This window comes from Rhodanobacter sp. UC4448_H15 (assembly GCF_052978265.1).
The window spans coordinates 3,700,963-3,721,618 of sequence record NZ_CM129665.1; the positions used below are offsets into that span (position 1 = coordinate 3,700,963).

Consider the following 20,656-nt stretch of genomic DNA (forward strand, 5'->3'; position numbering starts at 1 on the left):
GCTCGGGGCTGGCGGCTTTCATGGCAAAAAACAAGCAAAAAAAATGCCATGGCCGGCCGCCGACCGGGTCCGCTGGTCAGTCGCGCAGCACGTAATGCGCGCCACAGTAGGCGCAGGTTGACTCGCCGCCGTCATCGACGATCGGCAGGTAGACCTTCGGATGGGAATTCCACAGCACCATGCCCGGCATCGGACACGACAGCGGCAGGTCCTGCCGCGTCACTTCGTAACGATTTTCGGCATTTGCCGGCACCAGGGGCACGGTCGCGACAGCGGGGGATGACATCAGCGGACTCCGGACTGGACAGCAGGCTGCAAATGGTAGCAGGCTGGCGTTTGCTGCCGGGGCGCTCATCCGCCACGGCGCGGCCGGAAGGGGTTTCCGCCGCGCGACGGCAGCAAGCGGTGCGACGCACCAAAGGGGAAATCAACGACGTCCCGGCGCCCCGCGCCGGATTCGGGCATCTGATCGGGAGCAGACCATGGATTCCGCAAAGCTCATCGCGCGCGCAAAGAACATCCTGACCACACCCAAGACCGAGTGGCCCGTTGCCGCCGCCGAACCGGCCACGGTCAACAACCTGTACCTCGGCTACATCGCCATCATCGCCGCCCTGCCGGTGATCGCGCAGTTCATCAAGGGCAGCCTGATCGGCACCAGCTTCCTCGGCGTCACCGTGCGCGCCGGCATCGGCGCGGGCATCGGCCGGATGATCCTGGGCTACATCCTGTCGCTGGTACTGGTCTACGTGATGGCGCTGATCATCAACGCGCTGGCCGGCACCTTCGGCGCCAAGCCGAACCTGATCCAGGCACTGAAGACGGTGGCCTACGCGTGGACCGCCTGGTGGATCGCCGGCATCGGCGTGATCGTGCCGTGGCTGGGCCTGCTGATCGTGCTGGCCGGCGGTGTCTACAGCATCTACCTGCTGTATCTGGGCCTGCCCCACACCATGCAGTGCCCGCCGGAAAAGGCCGGCGGCTACACCGCGGTGAGCGTGATCATCGCGATCGTGCTGGGCTGGATCGTTAGCCTGATCCTGGGCCTGATCTTCGTCGGCGCGCTGGGCGGCGCGGCGATGAGCGGCATGCACGTCACCAGCAGCAACGGCGAGACCGTCACCGTCGACGGCAACAGCGCGCTGGGCAAGCTCGCGGCGATGGGCCAGCGCGCCGAACAGGCCGGCAAGGAGCTGGAAGCGGCGCAGAAATCCGGCGACAGCGCAGCGCAGTCGGCCGCGATGGGCAAGATGATGGGCGCGATGTCCGGCACCAACGGCCCGGTGGAGGCGCTGGCGCCCGACCAGATCAAGGCGTTCCTGCCCGCTGCCGTGGGCAATCTCAAGCGCACCGGCATCTCGGCCGAGCGCAACGGCGCGATGGGCATGCAGGTGTCGGAGGCCAGCGCGGAATACAGCGGCGACAACAACCAGCACATCACGCTGGAAGTCACCGACACCGGCGGCGCCAAGGGCTTCATCGCGATGGCCAGCGCGATGGCGCCGGAGGAGGAGAAGGAAACCGAAACCGGCTACGAGAAGACCTACAGCGACAATGGCAACCTCATCCACGAGGAGTGGGACCACCAGTCCAAGTCCGGCGAGTACAGCGTGATCGTCGGCAAGCGCTTCACGGTCAAGGCGAACGGCAACGCCGACAGCATCGACGAGCTGAAGGCGGCGGTGGGCAGCGTCGACCTGGGCAAGCTGGAGTCGATGAAGGACAGCGGCGTGAAATCCGAATAACCAGCGGTCGCCGGCACAAAAAAACCGCGCCGATGACGGCGCGGTTTTTTTGTGCGAGTGCGCCAGACCTGCGCGACGATTACTTCGCCGCGACTTCCTTCGGCACCGAACCTTCGGTGGTGATGCGCACGTGCACCTCGTCGCTGACGTTGGGCACGTAGGCGCCCACGCCGAACTCCGAGCGCTTCAGCGTGGCGGTGGCGTCGAAACCGATCGACTGCGCCTTGCCCATCGGATGCGGGCCCACCCGGTTCAGCGTGGCGTCGAGCACCACCGGCCGGGTCACGCCATGCACGGTGAGGGCACCGGTGACCCTGAACTTGTTGTCGCCCAGCGGCTCGACCTTGCTGCTCTTGAAGGTCACCACCGGATACTTGGCCGCATCGAAGAAATCGGCCTTTTTAAGATGCTCGTCCAGCGCCGCCACGTGGGTATCCAGCCGCGCCAGCGGCAGGGTCACTTCGACGCTGGACTGCGCCGGATGCTGCTCGTCGAACACGATCGTGCCCTCGCCCAGACCGAGGTCGGCGGTGGGGTTGGAGTAGCCGAAGTGGTTCCAGCTGAACAGCACCATCGTGTGGTTGGGGTCGAGCTGGTAGGTCACCGGCGCCGCCTGTGCGGAAACCGCCGCACCCAGCAGACCGGCGAGAAAGAGATATTTCAGTGGGGACATGCGAAGACTCCATGGGGCAAGGACGAAAGGCTGTTTCGGGCTGTCGCACGGTATCCTTTGCGAGAGCCGCACCGGCACGCTGGCCAGAAATTCCAGTGTACAGACCGGGCGCCGGCGGTCGACGCCCGGCGGAGAAACGCATCGTGTTGATTCGGGAAACAATCCTGCGGCGAACCCGGCCATGCTGACGCTGCACGGCGAGTGCTGGGTGATCACCGATTCGGCCGCCGGCAACCAGCGCCAGGCGCTGGCGCTGGCCGAGCATCTGCAACTGCCGCGCCGCCATTTGCTGCTGGAGCCGCGCGCGCCATGGTCATGGCTGGCGCCGCGCCTGATCGCGGGCGGACGCCTCGCCCTGCCGGCCAGCCAGCGGGCGTGGTTTGCGCCGCCCTGGCCGGCAGTCGCAATCGGCTGTGGCCGCGCGGCCGCGTTGTTCACCCGTATGCTGCGGCCGCTCGGCGAGGGCCGTTGCCACACCGTGCAGATCCTCGACCCGCGCATCGAGCCGACGCTGTGGGACACCGTGGTGGTGCCGCGCCACGATGAGCTGCACGGCGCCAATGTGCTGACCACGCTGGGCTCGCTCAACACCGTCGACGACGAATGGCTGGCCGATGGTCGCGACGCCTGCCCGCAGTTCGAGGCCTTGCCGCGGCCCCGCGTGGGCGTGCTGCTGGGCGGGCCGCGCCGCGGCATTGCACTGGACGCCGACTACGCCAGCGCGCTGATCCGGCAGCTGCTGGCGCGCCAGCGCGCCGAAGGCGGTAGCCTGCTGGTGCTCGGCTCGCGGCGCACGCCGACGGCACTGATCGAATCGCTGCGGCCGTTGCTGGCCGAGGTGCCGGGCCTGCTCTGGGCTGGCCGCGACGACGGCCGCAACCCCTACCCCGGCGTGCTCGGCTGGGCCGACCGGCTGGTGGTCACGCCCGATTCGGTGAACATGTTGTCCGAAGCCTGCGCCGTCGGCTGCCCGGTGCTCACCTTCATCCGCGCACCGCTGCCGCCGAAGATCGCGCGCTTCCACCAGACCCTGCGCGACGCCGGCCTGCTGCACGACCTCGACGCTCCGGGCACCGCCGCGCAACGCCCGCTGCGCGAAACCGCACGCGTGGCCGCGCTGGTGCGCGAGCGCATCGAGGCGACCCGGGGCGGGTTGCGTGGCGGAAATACCGGCGGATTCCCGCTTTCGCGGGAATGACGGCGCGGGGTGCTCGAGCGCGGCGGGCAGGGCTTCGCCCGAAGCGCCGGCGCAATGATCGAAGGCGCCCGCTCAGTTCGTCGGACGCACCCATTTCAGCTGGCCGGCGGCCAGCAGCGCGTCCAGTTGCGGTGCCAGCGGATCGCGCAGGATTGCCGCCGGCAACGGCGCGGCGGCCAGCAGGCCGACGCACTGGTCGCGGCCGAGGTACTTGGCGCGATACAGCGCCAGGTCGGCCAGCTCCACCGCCGCATCGAAGGTTGCCGCGTCGCTGTGGGCGGCCAGCGGATGCATGCTGAAACCGATCGAGCAGGTCAGCCGCAGCACGCCGCCGCGACCATCCGCGAATGCCTTGGCGGCAATGTCGTGGCGCAGGCGCTGGGCGATGCGCAGCACGTCGGCCTGGTCGACGTCGCGCAGCAACAGCAGGAACTCCTCGCCGCCCCAGCGCACGGTGATGTCGCTGTCGCGGCGCAACTCGGCGAGCCTGCCGCCCAGCTCGCGCAGCACCGCATCGCCCACTGCATGGCCGCGGGCGTCGTTGATGTGCTTGAAGTGGTCGATGTCGATCTGTATCACGCCGACGCTGCTGCCTTCGGCCAGCAGCGCGGGCAGTTGCGCCAGCAGGTAGCGCCGGTTGTGCAGCGCGGTCAGCGTGTCGGTATGGCTCTCCTCGGCCAGCGCGAGATTGGTGACGCGCAGGCGCTCCAGCGCGCGCGACAACTCGCCGGTACGGCGTTCGACCTGTTCCTCCAGCCACGCGTTGCGGCGGCGCTGCCGGCGCATGCTCCAGCGCGTCAGCACGAACAGCAGCACGACCAGCGCGGCCGCGGCGGCGAGCCGCACCAGCAGGTTTTCGTACCAGTACGGGGTGACTTCGACGGCAATCGCGGCCTCGGGCCCGTAGCCGGCGGCACCCGGCAGCGTGGCGGCGACGCGAAAGCGGTAGTTGCCCGCCGGCAGGTGGGTGTAGAACGCCTCGCGGCGCACGCCCGCGTGCTGCCAATCCTTGTCGTAGCCGTCCAGCCGGTAGCGGAAATGCAAGGTCCCCACCTGCAGGTAGGGCGCGGTGTAGTGCACGGTCAGGTCGCGGCTGCCCTGGTCGAGGGTGAACGCGCCGCCCGTGTATTGCCGGTCGTCATGTTCGACCGACACCACTGCCGCACGCGGCGCCGACGGCCGCTCGCCGAGTGCGCGCGTGTTCACGCCGAGGATGCCGTCGGTGGTGGCGTACCAGATGACGTCGCCGACGATGGCGCTGCGCGCGCGGGCGCCGCCATTGCAGCAATGCAGGTTGCTCACCGTGGTGGAACGCTGCTCGCCGGCCAGCTGCTGCGGCGAGACCGTGCGCGGCGGCGAGCCGGGCAGCGGCAGTTGCGAGAGCGGCAGGCGCCAGGCGCCTTCCGTCGAGCTGGCGTAGAGCTGCCCGTCGAGCAGGTCGAACGTCCACACGTTGTCGCTGGGCAAGCCTTCGCTCTGGCCGGTCATGCGCAGGCGGCCGTCTGCCATCAGGCCAATGCCGGCGTCGCTGGTGGCCACCGCGAGCAAGTCCGGCTTGAGCAGCGCCAGCCGCGTCACGAAGTGGCTGCGCAAGGGCTCGGCCCACGCCGGCCGTGTCCAGTGACCGTCGCGCCACTCGCGCACGCCGTCGCGGGTGCCGACGTACCAGCGCCCCGGCGCCAGCGGCAGCACCGAGCGGATGATGGCCTCGGCGGCGGTAGCCTGCGGATCGAGCCGGCTCAACGCGCCCTGCCGCCAGCGATAAAGCCCGGCGGAAGTGCCAAACAGGAAATCGTCGTCGCCGAGCTCGTGGATGTCGTTGATCTGCAGGTTGCGCAGGCCTTGCAGCGCGGACGGGGTGACGTCCACCCCGCGGTCGAACACCGCGATGCCGCCGCGCGTGCCCACCCACAAGCGCTGGCGGCGGTCGTAGTACAGCTCGTAGGCGGACGGGTTGGGCAGCGCGCTGCCGGGAATCAGCGTGCGCACCTGCTTGCCGTCGAAGACCTCCACGTCGGAATTGGTGCCGAACACGATCGCGCCGTCGGGCGCGCGCAGCACGCTCCACACCAGCGGGTCGCGCACGCCGTCGTCCAGCGACAGGCGCCGGGTCCAGCCATTCCAGATGCGGTACAGGCCCCGGGTGTAGGTGCCAAGCCACAGGTTGCCGTCGCGGTCCTCCAGCATGCGGTGCACCCACGGCCGGCGCTGGACATCGATCTCCTCGCGCTCCAGTTCGCCGCCCGGCAGGCGGCGGTACAGCGCTTTGGCGGTGGCGATCCAGAGCGAACCGACGCGATCGGTGAGCAGGCTCTCGATCGGCGCCGCATCGATCCCGTCGCCCAGTCCCGCCGCGACCCACTGCCCATCCACGATCCGCATCAAGCCGGCCGACGTGCCCAGCCACAACTGGCCGCCCTGCAGCGCCAGATGATTGACCACCACGTGCCGCCATGCCGCCGGCCCCGCCGCGATGCAGCTTTCCGTGGCCGGTGCGGCGCTGTCGGCGCGGCGGCAGACGCGGCCGGTGCCGCCGATCCAGAGATGGCCGTCGCCACGCAGCAGGCTGAAGGCCGGCCCGCTGCTGCCGCCGGTCGACACCATCCGGCCTTCGTGCAGCCGCTGCACGCCGTCGGCGGTGGCCAGCAGCGGCGTGCCGTCACCGGCGTCGATGATCGCGTTGACCGCAGCCCCGCCCAGCGCCTTGAACTGCCCGTCGCGCTGCTCGATCAGGCCGCGCGCGCCGCCGAACCATACGCCGCCGTGCGGGTCGGCCCATGCAGCGTTGAGCATGCTGGTATCCACGCCGGTGCTGGCACGGTCGTAGCGCACGAAGCGGGCGCCGTCGAAACGCGCCACGGCCGTTTGCGTGTTGACCCACAGGAATCCGGCGCGATCCTCGGCCAGGCCCAGCACGGTGATTTGCGGCAGGCCCTGTTCCACGCCCCAGTGGTCGAGCACAAAGGAATGGAACGGCTGCTGCGGATCCATCGCCCGCGCGGGCGACATGACAACCAGCCAGCCGGTCGACATCAGCAGGAGTGCAAGCAGCACTCGCGATCCCACTCCCCCTGTCACGCGTCCCCTCATCCCGCCCCTGCCGACAGCCCGTGGCCATGGTCGATCTTGCCTGCCGGGATGGGTCCAGACAAGCGCCATGCGTTGAAGGCACTCTTCACGTCCGTGAAGCGAAGGGCTCTCCGCGAACACTCCCCGGATCGCGCGCAAGGAGCATGCGCGCGATTCCTCTCAACCCTGCGGCGGCGGCTCCGCGTCGGCGGCGAAGGCGAAGCCCAGCGCGTCGGTGACTCCGCGCACGCCGGCGCGCAACTGCTCCAGCGCGGCGTCGCGCGGCGCGATGCGCGAGCGCAGGTCGAGCGTACAGGCCAGCGCGCGTTGCAGCAGGCCAGCGTGCGCGGCCGCCAGGGTCGCCGCCTGATCGTCGTCGAGCACGCCGGCGACGCGGCAGGCCTCGATCAACCCGGCGTTGGCGGTGACGCCGAGCAGCGCCGGCTGCCGCGCCGCGTGCGCCAGCACCAGTCCCTGCAGCGCGAACTCGATGTCGAGCAGGCCGCCGAGGCCCTGCTTCAGGTCGAACTGCTGCTCGTCGGAACGGTCACGCTCGGCGCGCCAGCGCTGACGCATGCTGGCCACTTCCGCGCGCACCGCGGCCGGGTCGCGCGGCACGGCGAGGACGTCGCGGCGTACTGTCGCCAGCTCGGCGTTGAGCGCCGCGTCGCCAGCCACCGGCCGCGCGCGCAACAGCGCCTGGTGCTCCCATGTCCACGCACGGCTTCGCTGATAGGCCACGAACGCATCGAGGCTGCTTACCAGCAGGCCCTTGGAACCATCCGGACGCAGCCGCGTGTCCACCTCGTACAGACGGCCGGCGCGGGTCAGCACGGTCAGCCAGTTCATCACCCGCTGGGCCAGCCGCTGGTACCAGCGATAGCCTTCCAGCGGACGCTCGCCGTCGCTCATCGCCTGCGCGCGCTGGCCGTCGAACACGAACACCAGGTCCAGGTCCGAGGCGAAGCCGAGTTCCTCGCCGCCGAGACTGCCGTAACCGAGCACGGCGAAGCCCGACCCGGTGCCCGGCAGGCGGCCATGCCGCGCCACCAGATCGCGCTCGGCCAGCGCCAGCACCGCGCCCACCACCGACTCCGCCAGCGCGGCCAGCCGGCGTGCGGTGGCTTCGGCGTCGACGCGACCGTCGTTGAAGGCCAGCCCCAACCGGAACGCGGTGGACGAACGGAACTCGGTGATCCGCTCCAGCTCGGTCTCGGCGTCGCGCTCATCCAGCGTGCCGAGCACGCGGGTGATCTCGGCGGCGATGTCGGCGCGGCGCAGCGGCAGCTGGTCGATGCGCGGATCGAGCACGTCGTCCAGCAGCAGCGGCTGGGCGATCACCCGTTCGGCGAGAAAGGCGCTGTCGGCGAACAGCCGCACCAGCCGGCGCCGCGCCGCGGGCTGCTCGTCCAGCAGCGCGAGATAGGCCGAGCGCCGCGCCACCGCCTGCATCAGCCGGCACAGCCGCAGCAGCGCGGGCACCGGCGCCGGAGTGTTGCGCGCGGCGCCGAGCAGCTGCGGCAGCAAGCGGTCGAGCCGCTCGCGCGAACGCGGCGACATCGCGCGCACCGAGGCGGCTTGCGGCAGCTTCAGCAAGGCGTCGGCCAGTTCCGCCGCGGGCGCGAAACCGGAAGCCTCCAGCGTGGCCGCATCCAGCGTTTCGTCGCAGGCGTGCTCCCACAGCCGCACGTCGGCGACCGGCGCGGCGGCGACCTGGCCATGCGCGGGCATCAGCACGGCGGCGAACTCCTCGCTGACGATCGCGCGATGGGTCGCCAGCGCCGCGCGCAAGGTTTCCCAGTCGGGGTAGTCGAGGCTGAGCGCGATGCGTTCGCGGCTCAGGGCATCGTCGGGGATGTCGTGGGTTTGCGCGTCGCGCAGCATCTGCACGCGGTTTTCGGCCCGACGCAGCAGCGCGTAGGCCTCGCGCAAGCGCCGCGCGCGCTGCGCGCCGATGTGGCCACGCGCCTCGCAGGCGGCCAGCGCGCCGAGCAGGCCGTGCACGCGCAGGGAGGGTTCGCGTCCGCCGCGGATCAGCTGCACCAGCTGCACGATGAACTCGATCTCGCGGATGCCGCCGGGGCCGAGCTTGAGATTGTCGGCCAGATCCTTGCGCGCCACCTCGGCGTCGATCAGCGCCTTCATCTCGCGCAGCCCGGCGAACGCGGTGTAGTCGAGATACTTGCGGTAGACGAACGGGCGCAGCATCTCCTGCAGCTGCTTGCCGTCGGCGCGGTCGCCGGCCACCGCGCGCGCCTTAATCCACGCGTAGCGCTCCCAGTCGCGCCCCTCGCTCTGGTAGTACTGCTCCATCGCGGCGAACGACAGCGCCAGCCGGCCGGCCTTGCCGAACGGGCGCAGGCGCATGTCGACGCGCGCGCAGATGCCGTCCATGGTCGGTTCGCCGAGCAGGCGCACCAGCTGGCGGCCGAGCCGCACGAAGTATTCGCTGTTGTCCAGCGGCCGCGCGCCGTCGCTCTGGCCCCCGTGCGGGTAGGCAAACAGCAGGTCGATGTCGGAGGAGAAGTTGAGCTCGCTGCCGCCGAGCTTGCCGAAGCCCACCACCAGCAGGTGCTGCAACACGCCTTGCGCATCGCGGCTGTGGCCGTAGCGCGCGGCCATTGCCGCGGTGGCCCACGCCAGCGCCTTGCCCAGCAGCGCCTCGTACAGGACGCTGGTGGCGGACAGGGTTTCCGGCAACTCGTCCAGCCCGTTGACGTCGCGGAACACCAGCCGCAACGCCTCGGCATGGCGAAAGCGGCGCAGCGCGGCCATGCAGCCGGCTTCGTCCTCCGGCAGTGGCAGCGCGTCGATGCGGGCTCCGGCATCGGCGCCGGAGCGCAGGCGATCCAGCCCCTGCGGGGCGAGCAGCTGCGGCTGGCGACACCAGGTGTCGAACGCGAAATCGCTGGCCAGCAAGGTGCGACGGATGCGTTCGGCGACGCCGGCATCGTCATGCAGGTGCACGCCGGCGGCGCGGCAACGGCGCTCCAGCTCGCGGTAGCGATCATCGATCAGCGCGCGCAGCGCGGCGGATTCGGGCGGGTTCATCGGCCCATTGTGCCGCAGCGCGGCGGCGACGCCGCGCATCGCCGTGCACGGCCGACCCGTTCGTGCGTTGCGCATGCCTGCGGCAGGCCCGACACTTGTCGTTTTGCGCGCCACCCGCCGTTCATCGAGTCCTGTTTACATTCTGGAGACCACCCATGACGACCCCGGCAGTCGCCACATGCCCCTGATCTCTCCCGACATCCGCAGCGCCAGGTATCCGCTGGGCGCGCGCATCGCGCTGGTGCTGGCACTGGCGCTGGCGTTCGTGCTGCTGACCGGGCTGGTCGACGGCGGCGTGGGGGTGACCACGGCGCAGTTGCTCAAGCAGCCGCGGTTCCCGCTGGCCAATGCGCTGCCCGGCCTGCTGCTGGCCGGCGCGCTGCTGGCGTGGACCCGCCGTGCCTGGCTGTCGTTCGGCTTGGCGTTCACGCTGCAAGGGCTGGTCTACGGCGTCAACGTGCTGAAGGTGGCCAACCTCGGCACGCCGCTGCTGCCGGACGATTTCCGCATGATCGGCCAATTGCGCAAGGGCGGCATGCACCTGCTGGCCGGCTACCTGCCGCACAGCCCGTGGCCGTACCTCGCGTTGCTGGCGGCGCTGGCGCTGGTGGTGCTGGCGTGGCGTTACGAGCCGCCGGTGGTACCGCGGCATACCGGTGGCAAGCGCCTCGCCGCCTGCGGCCTGCTGGCCGCGGCGTTCGTCAGCATGCTGGTGGGCCTGTCCGCCTGGGGCAGGATCTACAACGCGCGCGTGCTGTGGCTGGAGCCGTGGTCGGCCCGGGTCACCACCAACCATTCCGGCCTGATCAGCTCGCTGATGCTGTTCCACCTGCAATACGGCGGTGGCCACCACAAGCCCGACCGCGCCGCGGCCGAGCAGCTGATTGCGCAATCCGCGCCGGCGTTGCAACAGGTGTTGCGGCAGCCGGCGGCAACCGGTGAGCTGCCCGACATCGTGGTGGTGCAGAGCGAATCGTTCTTCGACCCGTCGATCATGCACGGCTACGAGCACAGCAACTTCGCGCCCAACCTGCGCCGGCTCGCGCGGCATGGCAGCAGCGGCAAACTGCACGTGCCCACCTTCGGCGGCGGCACCATCCGCACCGAGTTCGAGTTCCTCACCGGCCTGTCGCTGCGCTACTTCGACAACCTGCAGTTCCCCTACCTGCAGATGAGCCACAAGTCGCTGCCCAGCCTGGTGCGCACGCTGGCGTCGCACGGCTACAGCACGCTTGCGCTGCATGGCAACGACCCGGCGTTCTGGAACCGCACCACCGCGTTCCAGGCAATCGGCTTCGACCGGTTCGTGTCGCAATCCTCGTTTCCGCCCGGCGCGCCGAATGACGGCAAGTACATGGCCGACAGCGCGATGACCGACGAGATCATGACCCAGCTCAAGGACAGCGGCCCGCCGCAGTTCATCTTCGCCATCAGCATCGAGGCGCACGGCCCCTACGACATCGAGCCCGCGCACGTCGCCGAACGCGACGCGATCCCGGTGCCCGACGGCATCACCGGCCGCGACAAGCTCGAGCTGCAGACCTACCTCTACCACCTCAAACATGCCGACGCCGAACTCGGCCGGCTGGTGAAGCTGCTCGCCAAACGCGACCGGCCCAGCGTGGTGCTGTTCTACGGCGACCACCTGCCCGCCCTCAGCAACAGCTACCACATCACCGGTTTCGTCGACGGCAGCGACATGCTGGGCCAGGCCGGCGTGTGGCTGCTGGTCGACCCGAAACGGCCGTCCAAACCGCTGCAGGCCGACACCGCCTCCTGGCTGCTGCCGGGCAAACTGCTGGCCCACCTCGGCATCCACGACGATCCCTATTTCGCACTGACCGAACTGGTCGGCCCGCAGATCGCCGCCCTCACCGCCGCCCCCGGCGCCCCGCCGCGCCCGCAGAGCGACGAGCAGCGGCAACTTGACAAGGCCATGGCCGGCGTCGACCAGTTGCGCATGGGCGGCAAGCTCGAACCGATGCTGGCCAAGGCACTGGACGCCACCGCCGCGATGACGCAAGTGGTCCACGCCACCGCGATGCCTCCGGCGGTCGAGGAACAGCCCGCAACGGCGCATTGATCGGCGGTTTGGGTGGGCTCAGCGTCGACGCGAGTGATGCGCCGCTCCGGTATCAGCCCACGAGACGCCGCGCCGTCAACATCAGACATCGCACGACACGATGATGCCTGCCCGGCATGGACATGCCCGGGCATCTTCACCGCTTGTCATGGGGACATCTTGCGGACATACTGACCGCAATCATTACCGGAACGACAAGCCATGGAAAACATCCGGCATTTGCTGGCCAGTCTGCGCGGTCGCTACAACCAGCGTGAACTCGCCGAGGCACTGGGCGTCAGCGTGCGCACCGTGCGTCGCTGGGAAACGGGCGAAACAGATCCCCCGCCCTACGTCATCGGCGCCATCCGCCAGTATCTGCTGCCGCTCACCGGGTCGAAGGGGAATCCAAATGCCGCGTTTACCTTCATCGACTTGTTCGCCGGCATCGGTGGCATCCGTATGGGTTTCGAAGCCCACGGCGGGCGCTGCGTGTTTACCAGCGAGTGGAATCCGTACGCACAGAAAACCTACCTCGCAAACTTCCCCGAATCGACGCACAGCTTCGAGGGAGACATCACCCGAGTCGACGAACACGACGTTCCCGATCACGACATCCTGCTGGCCGGCTTCCCCTGCCAGCCCTTCAGCATCGCCGGCGTGTCCAAGAAGAACGCGCTGGGCCGCGCCCACGGCTTCGCCGACGAGGCGCAAGGCACGCTGTTCTTCGACGTGGCACGCATCATCAAGGCAAAGCAGCCGCGGGCATTTCTGCTGGAAAACGTGAAAAACCTCGTCAGCCACGACAAGGGCAATACCTTTCGCGTCATCAAGAAAGTGCTGGAACAGGACCTCGGCTACCACATCTATTGCAAGGTGATAGACGGTCAGCACTTCGTGCCGCAACATCGTGAGCGCATCCTGATTGTCGGCTTCCGCGAACCGACCGACTTCACCTGGGACGACTTGCAACTTCCGAAAGAAGGCCCGCGCCTGCGCAGCATTCTGCATCCGCAGGACGGCAGCGAGTTGCCGGAATCCCACTACACCACCGGCAAGCAAGCCAAGGTGGATGCGCGTTACACGCTCACTCCAAACCTTTGGGCCTATCTGCAAAACTATGCCGCCAAGCACCGCGCCGCCGGCAACGGCTTCGGCTTCGGACTGGTGGATGGCGATGGCGTGACGCGAACCCTTTCCGCGCGCTATTACAAGGACGGATCAGAGATTCTGATATCACAGGGACCGCGCAAGCGACCGCGGCGATTGACGCCGCGCGAGTGCGCGCGATTGATGGGTTTGCCGGACAGCTTCCATATCCCGGTGAGCGATACGCAGGCGTACAAACAATTCGGAAACAGCGTCGTCATGCCGGTCATGCGCGAAGTAGCGCGCATCATGGTGCCCCGCGTGCTCGAGCTGATACGACAAGAAGAGGAAGGTGTCCACCAGGTGCCGCTGCTCGCAGCCTATGCCTGATAGCGAAGGAGAGTCGTCATGCACGCATCCCGCATCCCCGATTTCGCCAACAAGAGTCGCGAAGGCATGTCGCGCTGGTTCTCGGAAATGTCCCTGCGCGGCCTGCTGTTCCATCCGGAAGACAGGCCCTGCGACATCATCAGCAATGCAAGCGGCGAAATGCTCTTCCAGTCCAACGAGTGCATCAAGCTCGACGCCATCATGGCCGAAATGTTCGGCCGATTCGGCGACGAGGTCTGCGAGACGGCGTATCCCATCTTCATGAAAGCCGCCGGCCTCCCACGCGGCAACTGATGACGGACGTAGTTGATCGTGCCACGCGAAGCCGGATGATGTCCGGCATTCGCGGGCGCGACACGAAGCCGGAGATCATCGTGCGGAAATATCTGCACGCACGGGGTTTGCGCTATCGAATCGCACCGAAGAACCTCCCCGGCAAGCCGGACATCGTGCTACCGAAATACCGCACGGTCGTTTTCGTGCACGGATGCTTCTGGCATCGGCATCACGGCTGCCGGTACGCAGCCACACCAGCCAGCAACAGGGATTTCTGGCAAGCCAAGTTCAAACAGAATCTGGCACGTGACACCCGAGTTCGAACCCAACTCGAGAAGCACGGATGGAAGGTTCTCATCGTGTGGGAATGCGAAGTCAGCTTGGGAAGACTTCAGCTGCTTGTCGACGAAATTCAATCGAAACGCAAGTCCTGAGAACTCTTTTGGGTCCGACGCGATTTGCCCACGCTTCCAATGCTGGTTTAACGTTGAATGCGTACTGTTGCAGACTCAGGGGGATCACATGGCACACTGGGAATTCTTGCCCAATCCAGGCAGGGAAGAGGAAGGCCTCGGCCATGCCGGTATCGAGACGTTCAAGGGCTCACCTTATCCCGGCATCGCTCGCGAGTGCTCACAGAACAGCCTCGACGCTTCAGCACGCCGGCCAGACGGCACATCCGAGCCGGTGCATCTCATATTCCGGTTGCTTTTGGCGCGGAGTTCAGAGATTCCTGGGTTGCAGGATCTCAAAGGCACCTTTGCCGTATGCCTGAAGCAGGCCAAGACGCGTAACCACAAGAAGGACAAAGAGTTCTTCGAGCGCGCGATCAGAATCGCTGACCGTCCCAACATCCCTGTGTTGTTGATGGAAGACTATGGTACGACTGGCCTCGTCGGCCCAGCCGTGGAGGGAACAGCTTTCCACGCGTTGGTCAAATCCTCAGGAATCAGTCAGAAAACGGACACCGACGCCGGTGGCTCATTCGGAATTGGCAAGAATGCCGCATTTACCATTTCCAGCCTCCGGACGGTGTTCTACTCCACTTGTTACTTGGACGGAGGCGAGCCGGCATTCCTTGCTCAAGGCAAGAGCATCCTTGTATCCCACGATGAAGGAAGTGGCCCGAAACGCTCCACCGGATACTGGGGTAACGGCGGCTACATGCCAGTCGATAACACCAGTTCTCTTCCCGCATGGCTTCGCCGCAACAGAATCGGCACCACCGTGGCTAGCATCGGCTTCTCAAATGAGCCCGGTTGGGAATGGTTGATGACCGAATCCTTGATTCGGAATTTCTTCTCCGCCATCCAGGATGGATCCATCCGCTTTACCGTCCAACGTCCTGACGTCGGCCCCATAGAGATAGACAAGGACACGGTCACGGCACTTTTCGATGAATCGGAGGTACGCGCAGCCGCGGAAAGTTCGGGCACAACCGACGACCTGACTTTCAGCGCAGCAATGCTGGAAGCACTCAAAAGCCCGGTATCGGAACGGAGTGAGCAGACTTTCGCCCCCATCGGGACCTTCAAGATGACGCTCCTGCAAAAGGACGGATTCCCCCGCCGCCTCGGCATCCTTCGTAACGGCATGTACATCGCGGACAACCTGAAACACTTCGGTCACCCCATGGCCCGCTTCCCGATGTCCAAGGATTTTGTCGCCCTGCTCGAACCGGCCAATCGCGACACCAGCAGCCAGATTCGGGACATGGAGAGCCCCAGACACGACGAAATTTCGCCAGAGCGTATTGATGAACTCGACAAACGCAAGCGGTACAAGTCTGCCATGAAGGCAGTCGGGACGTGGGTCAGAGAAACCATCAAGGCAAGCACCACCAAGCCGGCTGAAGCAGTGATCCTGCTCGACGAGATGAACCGCTTTTTCTCGAACCCGAGTGCAGGCAAGGTGATACCCGATCCGACCAACATCAACAATGACCCCGAACGTCCAAAGATCGCCCTGAAGCCAACTGCACCCAAACCTCGCACAGGCAGTGGAGACACTGGCGAATCAGGCTCATCCGGTGGCCTTAAACAGAGCAAAACAAAAAGCGGCCAGACTTCCGGCGAGAGGCAGGGCCCCGGCCGAGGCGTGGCCGGTGGCAGAGGCGGCAGAAGCATTCCCTACTTTGGGCTTCGCAGTTCCAAGTCGGGCTCGGGCGCCACCCGATTGGTCGCACTCACTCCTGAAGAATCCGCTACGGTAATTCTCGAGATCGTCGCCACAGGCGTCTCCAGTAACGAGGCCCTTGGCATTCGCTCCATCGGCGGAACGCCGTGTTCCAGGTCTCCTAGGGTCTTTCTCGAACAGGGCGCGCGCGCAAATTTCGAAATCGAATTCGACACCCCGTACTCGGGGCCAATTCGCGTAGTTCTCACGCCAATTGATGGAGAAGCCGATGCGCATTGATCACGGCATCAGTTTTCCACATCCTATCCTTTCTTCGGAAACACAGGATTACAGCAAGGGAAGCTTCGAGCTTTTTCTCGACGTCCAGGAAAGCGCAAATTGCAGCGACGCCACACTGCGCGGCAACTTGATTCTCAACGAGCGATCTATCCAGGAGCTGCTGGAGTCCGGAAAGGCTAAATCGGGTCTGATGGTCACGTGCCGCGACACCTATCTGGATCGCTTCGAGGAATGCCTACCCGGAGACATCTCCATCCCGCTCGTCAACGGCATCGTGCGTGGCACAGTGAATGTCCGCGCTGCCGTGATCGCTGTTCGGGACGATCTCAGGCTGGATTCCGAGCACATCGACAAGGAGTTCCCCGATGACGCAAAGATCGTCAATGCCGGAGATGTCTTGGCCTTAAGCGACGAACTGCGTTTCGAGGCTGGCCTCGAAAAGCTTGCTCCACTGGAATCCATTTTCACGCTCGTGAAACACGAGGACGTCCCGAAGGGAAGCTTCAGAATCAACCCTGACGACGAGGCAATTCAGATCATGGTTCATCCTGACCTGCATGCCTTTCTCGGCCTCTTGCGCGGACGTGCCGACCTGTGTGATCTCATGCTCCCATCTGTGTTCCTTCCCGCCATCATGTCGGTACTCGACATCATGCGGGGTGAGTCCGAATTCCAGGACAAGCGCTGGCACGGCGTGATGATGGCTCGCTGCAATGCGGAAGGAATCGACATCGAGAATCACGACTATGCCGAATCAGCACAGAAGCTTCTCGATGCTCCACTGGGCTCGCTGCAGGGCATCATCGAGAGGTTGGATCGATGAGCAAACTCCTTTATGTCGGGCAGCAGGTTGCTGACGACCTGAAGAACAAGGTCGCGGAGAATCTCGATCGCTATCGAGAGGGGAACTTTCGTGACATGGAGAGCAAGGGGGACTGGCGCATTCCTCTATCCATCGATGCAGACCTTGCCAGTCTTGAGCGACTGGAACTCACCGATGGTGCCGCTGCTGAAATCAGCAACTCCCTGATTGTTGGCCACGCGCTTGACAAACTGACCCCGGCACTGGCACGTGAGAATCGTGTATGGATACGTTTGAGCCACGTCGAGTGCCTAGAATACGCACGCAGGCGCTGGCTGCAGTCCACAATGAATGATGATGCACTGACAAAGGCCGTCGCCAAACACTTCTTTGCCCCAACCTTGACTGGTTGCCGTGATGATCATGCGATTGCCCGCCTGTGGTGGAATCATCACATTGCAAAGCTGATCATGCCGGACAACCCAGCCAGAGCGTTGAAAATCACACTGGCAAGGGCAGACATCCGCCTGAACCTTCTCGAACGCCCAGGCCTTGCCGCTCGTCCGATCCTCGCCAAAGGAATCGTTCTGGCTCTCGAGAAGTACAGTCAATTGTTGAACGGGGAAAGACTGTTTCGCGAGTTCATGAAAAAGATCAATCTTCTTGGGGCAGGTATCGCTTTCGAGGTATGGGATGAGGCGCGGATCACACAATTCATGGACCAGTGTTTGTCGGCCGCGCTGAGCACTGACCGGGCCAATCCTTTGTGACGGAAAAGACTGCTGAACGCTACCAAGCTCTTCGACAAGAACCACCGCAGCCATGGAAAAACAAGCGATGAAGCGCGGCCAGCTGTCCGAGTATTTTGAAGGCACAGCCATCAAGCAACTGTCTGCCGTTGAGGCGGACGAGACACGCTCGAACCAACATGAGTACAACGCCACGAAGCCCATGCTGTCCTTCATGGGGAGGCCGACCGAGCCGACCACTCTGCCCACCCGATTCGTCTACCTCGACAATGAAAGTGATGAGCCCATCGTCGAAGATGCGTTCTTAACTCTCTATGACAGTCGTGCGCGTCAGCCACATCGGCCTGCTGAGTACCGCTTCTATTTCCCGACCACAGCCGTATCGCTCAAGGCCTCTCCGGGTGACTTGCTACTGCTTGCCAAACGGCGCGATGAAGGCCTACTGGTCGTGATTGCCGCTTGCGGCTCTAGCGCCGTCGGCCAAATCGAATGGCTTTTCGGCGTGACAGGGGGCGACCTAAGCAAGTTCGCCGTCCGCACTGATGAGCAATTGAAGAACAACGATGTTGGCTTTGCGGCAACTGCCATTCTCGAAAGCATCGGCGTTGAAGTCACACAGCAGGATGATGGTCATCTCGAAGCCATGCTCAAACGTTTTCAGGGCGGCTTCCCGAGCACTCGTGACTTCTCGACGTATGCCAGGGAAACGCTGAATGGAGTCGACCCGCGCGAAGGCCCTGACGAAGCACTTATGGCATGGATGGAAAGGGAGGAGACGCTGTTTCGCATCCTCGAACGACACCTAATTGGGGAGCGCTTGGCCCAAGGATTCGATGCCGATCACGTCGACGACTTCATACACTTCTCCCTGTCTGTGCAAAACAGGCGCAAGAGTCGTGTCGGCTTGGCCCTCGAGAATCATATTGAAGTCATACTTTCGAGCATGGGGATCCGTCACGCGCGAACTGCCGTCACCGAGAACCGCTCCAAACCCGACTTCCTTTTCCCTGGGAGAAACGAGTATCACAACACCAGCTTTGACCCGTTTCGCTTGACGATGCTGGCGGTCAAAAGCACCTGCAAGGATCGTTGGCGTCAGGTTCTTGCTGAAGCCGACCGCATCCGGAGCAAGCACTTGCTCACGATGGAGACATCCATCAGCGAGAACCAGACCGCTGAGATGCGAAGCAAGCACCTGCAACTCGTGGTGCCCCGGGGCCTCCACGCAACCTACACCTCTGTACAGCAGAGATGGTTGTTTGACCTCGATTGTTTTACGCGATGCGTATTGGATCGGCAGCGCCGCATATAAACCATGCGCAAAGAAAAACCCCGCCGAAGCGGGGTTTTTCGTATTGCCGCCGGATTTCCGGGGCGTTGAGCGGCAGCCCTGCCGCTCGAACGCACCGAGTTGATCCGTCGCCGCGTCGCGGCGGGGGACAACTCAGAAATCCATACCGCCCATGCCGCCCATGCCGCCGCCCATGCCGCCGGCGCCGTGGCTGTGCTCTTCCTTCTTCGGCAGCTCGGCGACGATCGCCTCGGTGGTGATCGCCAGGCCGGCGACCGACGCGGCGTGCTGCAGGGCCGAGCGGGTGACCTTGGTCGGGTCCAGGATGCCCATTGCCACCATGTCACCGAACTCGCCGGTGGCCGCGTTGTAGCCGAAGTTGCCCTTGCCTTCCTTGACCTTGTTGAGGATCACGGACGGCTCTTCGCCGGCATTGGCGACGATCGCGCGCAGCGGCGCTTCCAGCGCGCGGCGGGTGATCGCGATGCCCAGGTCCTGGTCGGCGTTGTCGCCCTTCAGGCCCTCGACCGCCTTGAGCGCGCGGATCAGCGCCACGCCACCGCCGGGGACCACGCCCTCTTCCACCGCAGCGCGGGTGGCGTGCAGGGCGTCTTCGACGCGGGCCTTCTTTTCCTTCATCTCGATCTCGGTGCCGGCACCGACCTTGATCACGGCAACACCGCCGGCCAGCTTGGCCACGCGCTCCTGCAGCTTCTCGCGGTCGTAGTCGGAGGAGGTCTCCTCGATCTGCGCCTTGATCTGGCCGATGCGCGACTGGATCTTCTCCGCGTCGCCGGCACCGTCGATGATCGTGGTGTTTTCCTTGGTGATCACCACGCGCTTGGCGCGGCCGAGGTCGTTGATGGTGGTCTTCTCCAGCGACAGGCCCACTTCCTCGGACACGACCTGGCCGTTGGTCAGCACGGCGATGTCTTCCAGGATCGCCTTGCGACGGTCACCGAAGCCCGGCGCCTTGACGGCGGCGACCTTGACGATGCCGCGGATGGTGTTGACCACCAGCGTGGCCAGCGCCTCGCCCTCGACTTCCTCGGCGACGATCACCAGCGGCTTGCCGGCCTTGGCGACGGCTTCCAGCACGGGCAGCAGCTCGCGCACGTTGGAGATCTTCTTGTCGTGGATGAGGATGTACGGGTCATCCATCTCGACCTGCTGCGAGGTCTGGTTGTTGATGAAGTACGGCGACAGGTAGCCGCGGTCGAACTGCATGCCCTCGACCACGTCCAGCTCGTTGTCCAGGCCGGAACCTTCCTCGACCGTGATCACGCCTTCCTTGCCGACCTTCTTCATCGCGTTGGCGATGATGTCGCCGATGTCGGTGTCGGAGTTGGCCGAAATCGTGCCGACCTGGGCGATTTCCTTGTCGTTGGCGGTGGGGTTGGAGAACTTCTTCAGCTCGCCGACGGCGGCGGTCACCGCCTTGTCGATGCCGCGCTTGAGGTCCATCGGGTTGATGCCGGCGGCCACGGCCTTGAGGCCTTCCTGGATGAACGCCTGCGCCAGCACGGTGGCGGTGGTGGTGCCGTCACCGGCCACGTCGGAGGTCTTGGAAGCGGCTTCCTTGACGATCTGCGCGCCGAGGTTCTCGTACTTGTCGGCCAGCTCGATCTCCTTGGCGACGGACACGCCGTCCTTGGTGATCGTGGGCGCGCCGAAGCTCTTCTCGAGCACCACGTTGCGACCCTTCGGGCCGAGGGTGACCTTGACCGCATTGGCCAGGGTGTTCACGCCCTTGAGCAGGCGGGCGCGGGCGTCTTCGCCGAAACGGACTTCTTTGGCTGCCATGATTTTTTTGCCTCAAAAAAATTGAATAAGAATGGGAAACGTC

15 protein-coding genes are annotated in these 20,656 nt (G+C 65.4%); 10 read left to right on the plus strand and 5 right to left on the minus strand.

Features of this window, described 5'->3' with window-relative positions:
- Window positions 1-76: 76 nt before the first annotated feature.
- Complete coding sequence (locus ACVCMI_RS16970) at window positions 77-286, minus strand: zinc-finger domain-containing protein (RefSeq protein ID WP_395120282.1); 210 nt, start codon at window positions 284-286, stop codon at window positions 77-79.
- A gap of 196 nt (window positions 287-482) precedes the next feature.
- On the opposite strand from ACVCMI_RS16970, the gene ACVCMI_RS16975 reads away from it, so the two are divergent.
- On the plus strand, window positions 483-1,745 hold the full coding sequence (locus tag ACVCMI_RS16975) for a YIP1 family protein (RefSeq protein WP_395120283.1): 1,263 nt from the start codon (window positions 483-485) through the stop codon (window positions 1,743-1,745).
- Window positions 1,746-1,824: 79 nt separating this feature from the next.
- On the opposite strand, the gene ACVCMI_RS16980 is transcribed toward ACVCMI_RS16975, so the two are convergent.
- Window positions 1,825-2,418 (minus strand): YceI family protein, encoded by a 594-nt coding sequence (locus ACVCMI_RS16980; protein ID WP_447098002.1) that lies wholly within the window; start codon window positions 2,416-2,418, stop codon window positions 1,825-1,827.
- Between the two features lie 181 nt (window positions 2,419-2,599).
- Here ACVCMI_RS16980 and ACVCMI_RS16985 point away from each other — a divergent pair, with 181 nt between their 5' ends.
- Window positions 2,600-3,616: a mitochondrial fission ELM1 family protein gene (locus ACVCMI_RS16985; protein WP_447098001.1), complete on the plus strand. Its 1,017-nt coding sequence runs from the start codon at window positions 2,600-2,602 to the stop codon at window positions 3,614-3,616.
- A 72-nt stretch (window positions 3,617-3,688) separates the two neighbouring features.
- Here the strand turns inward: ACVCMI_RS16985 and ACVCMI_RS16990 are convergent, their stop codons facing one another.
- Both ACVCMI_RS16990 and glnE read right to left on the minus strand, forming a co-directional pair.
- Window positions 3,689-6,670 (minus strand): diguanylate cyclase, encoded by a 2,982-nt coding sequence (locus ACVCMI_RS16990; protein ID WP_447098000.1) that lies wholly within the window; start codon window positions 6,668-6,670, stop codon window positions 3,689-3,691.
- Between the two features lie 195 nt (window positions 6,671-6,865).
- Window positions 6,866-9,736 carry a bifunctional [glutamate--ammonia ligase]-adenylyl-L-tyrosine phosphorylase/[glutamate--ammonia-ligase] adenylyltransferase gene (gene glnE / locus ACVCMI_RS16995; protein ID WP_447097999.1) on the minus strand — a complete coding sequence of 957 codons (2,871 nt, stop codon included), beginning with the start codon at window positions 9,734-9,736 and terminating at the stop codon, window positions 6,866-6,868.
- Window positions 9,737-9,914: 178 nt separating this feature from the next.
- Between glnE and ACVCMI_RS17000 the strand changes: the two genes are divergently transcribed.
- The 8 genes from ACVCMI_RS17000 (at window position 9,915) to ACVCMI_RS17035 (ending at window position 18,831) form a co-directional block, all read left to right on the plus strand.
- A complete protein-coding gene (locus tag ACVCMI_RS17000) occupies window positions 9,915-11,819 on the plus strand; it encodes an LTA synthase family protein (protein ID WP_447097998.1) in 1,905 nt (634 codons plus the stop codon).
- A 201-nt stretch (window positions 11,820-12,020) separates the two neighbouring features.
- The gene (gene dcm, locus ACVCMI_RS17005) at window positions 12,021-13,277 is read left to right on the plus strand and encodes a DNA (cytosine-5-)-methyltransferase (RefSeq protein ID WP_447097997.1); all 1,257 of its coding nucleotides are present in this window, start codon (window positions 12,021-12,023) and stop codon (window positions 13,275-13,277) included.
- Window positions 13,278-13,343: 66 nt separating this feature from the next.
- Complete coding sequence (locus tag ACVCMI_RS17010; RefSeq protein WP_447097996.1) at window positions 13,344-13,571, plus strand: hypothetical protein; 228 nt, start codon at window positions 13,344-13,346, stop codon at window positions 13,569-13,571.
- The gene (locus ACVCMI_RS17015; RefSeq protein WP_447097995.1) at window positions 13,571-13,987 is read left to right on the plus strand and encodes a very short patch repair endonuclease; all 417 of its coding nucleotides are present in this window, start codon (window positions 13,571-13,573) and stop codon (window positions 13,985-13,987) included. Before ACVCMI_RS17010 ends, ACVCMI_RS17015 begins: the two co-directional genes overlap by 1 nt.
- A gap of 88 nt (window positions 13,988-14,075) precedes the next feature.
- Entirely contained in the window at window positions 14,076-15,968 is a 1,893-nt protein-coding gene (locus ACVCMI_RS17020; RefSeq protein WP_447097994.1) for a hypothetical protein, read from the plus strand.
- Entirely contained in the window at window positions 15,958-16,791 is an 834-nt protein-coding gene (locus ACVCMI_RS17025) for a hypothetical protein (protein WP_447097993.1), read from the plus strand. The genes ACVCMI_RS17020 and ACVCMI_RS17025 overlap by 11 nt, the downstream gene beginning before the upstream one ends.
- Window positions 16,788-17,540 carry a DUF6339 family protein gene (locus tag ACVCMI_RS17030; RefSeq protein WP_447097992.1) on the plus strand — a complete coding sequence of 251 codons (753 nt, stop codon included), beginning with the start codon at window positions 16,788-16,790 and terminating at the stop codon, window positions 17,538-17,540. Before ACVCMI_RS17025 ends, ACVCMI_RS17030 begins: the two co-directional genes overlap by 4 nt.
- 52 nt (window positions 17,541-17,592) lie before the next feature.
- Window positions 17,593-18,831, plus strand: coding sequence for a type II restriction endonuclease (locus tag ACVCMI_RS17035; RefSeq protein ID WP_447097991.1), 1,239 nt, complete (start codon window positions 17,593-17,595; stop codon window positions 18,829-18,831).
- Window positions 18,832-18,963: 132 nt separating this feature from the next.
- Here ACVCMI_RS17035 and groL read toward each other — a convergent pair whose 3' ends face one another.
- The gene (gene groL / locus ACVCMI_RS17040; protein ID WP_395120291.1) at window positions 18,964-20,613 is read right to left on the minus strand and encodes a chaperonin GroEL; all 1,650 of its coding nucleotides are present in this window, start codon (window positions 20,611-20,613) and stop codon (window positions 18,964-18,966) included.
- Between the last annotated feature and the right edge of the window lie 43 nt (window positions 20,614-20,656).

Coding starts and splice junctions, on each gene's coding strand:
- dcm (WP_447097997.1), top strand. CDS start 12,021: ATGGAAAACATCCGGCATTTGCTGGCCAGTCTGCGCGGTCGCTACAAC.
- ACVCMI_RS17025 (WP_447097993.1), top strand. CDS start 15,958: ATGCGCATTGATCACGGCATCAGTTTTCCACATCCTATCCTTTCTTCG.
- glnE (WP_447097999.1), bottom strand. CDS start 9,736: ATGAACCCGCCCGAATCCGCCGCGCTGCGCGCGCTGATCGATGATCGC.
- ACVCMI_RS16970 (WP_395120282.1), bottom strand. CDS start 286: ATGTCATCCCCCGCTGTCGCGACCGTGCCCCTGGTGCCGGCAAATGCC.
- ACVCMI_RS17020 (WP_447097994.1), top strand. CDS start 14,076: ATGGCACACTGGGAATTCTTGCCCAATCCAGGCAGGGAAGAGGAAGGC.
- ACVCMI_RS17015 (WP_447097995.1), top strand. CDS start 13,571: ATGACGGACGTAGTTGATCGTGCCACGCGAAGCCGGATGATGTCCGGC.
- ACVCMI_RS16985 (WP_447098001.1), top strand. CDS start 2,600: ATGCTGACGCTGCACGGCGAGTGCTGGGTGATCACCGATTCGGCCGCC.
- ACVCMI_RS17035 (WP_447097991.1), top strand. CDS start 17,593: ATGGAAAAACAAGCGATGAAGCGCGGCCAGCTGTCCGAGTATTTTGAA.
- ACVCMI_RS16980 (WP_447098002.1), bottom strand. CDS start 2,418: ATGTCCCCACTGAAATATCTCTTTCTCGCCGGTCTGCTGGGTGCGGCG.
- groL (WP_395120291.1), bottom strand. CDS start 20,613: ATGGCAGCCAAAGAAGTCCGTTTCGGCGAAGACGCCCGCGCCCGCCTG.
- ACVCMI_RS17010 (WP_447097996.1), top strand. CDS start 13,344: ATGTCGCGCTGGTTCTCGGAAATGTCCCTGCGCGGCCTGCTGTTCCAT.
- ACVCMI_RS17000 (WP_447097998.1), top strand. CDS start 9,915: ATGCCCCTGATCTCTCCCGACATCCGCAGCGCCAGGTATCCGCTGGGC.
- ACVCMI_RS17030 (WP_447097992.1), top strand. CDS start 16,788: ATGAGCAAACTCCTTTATGTCGGGCAGCAGGTTGCTGACGACCTGAAG.
- ACVCMI_RS16975 (WP_395120283.1), top strand. CDS start 483: ATGGATTCCGCAAAGCTCATCGCGCGCGCAAAGAACATCCTGACCACA.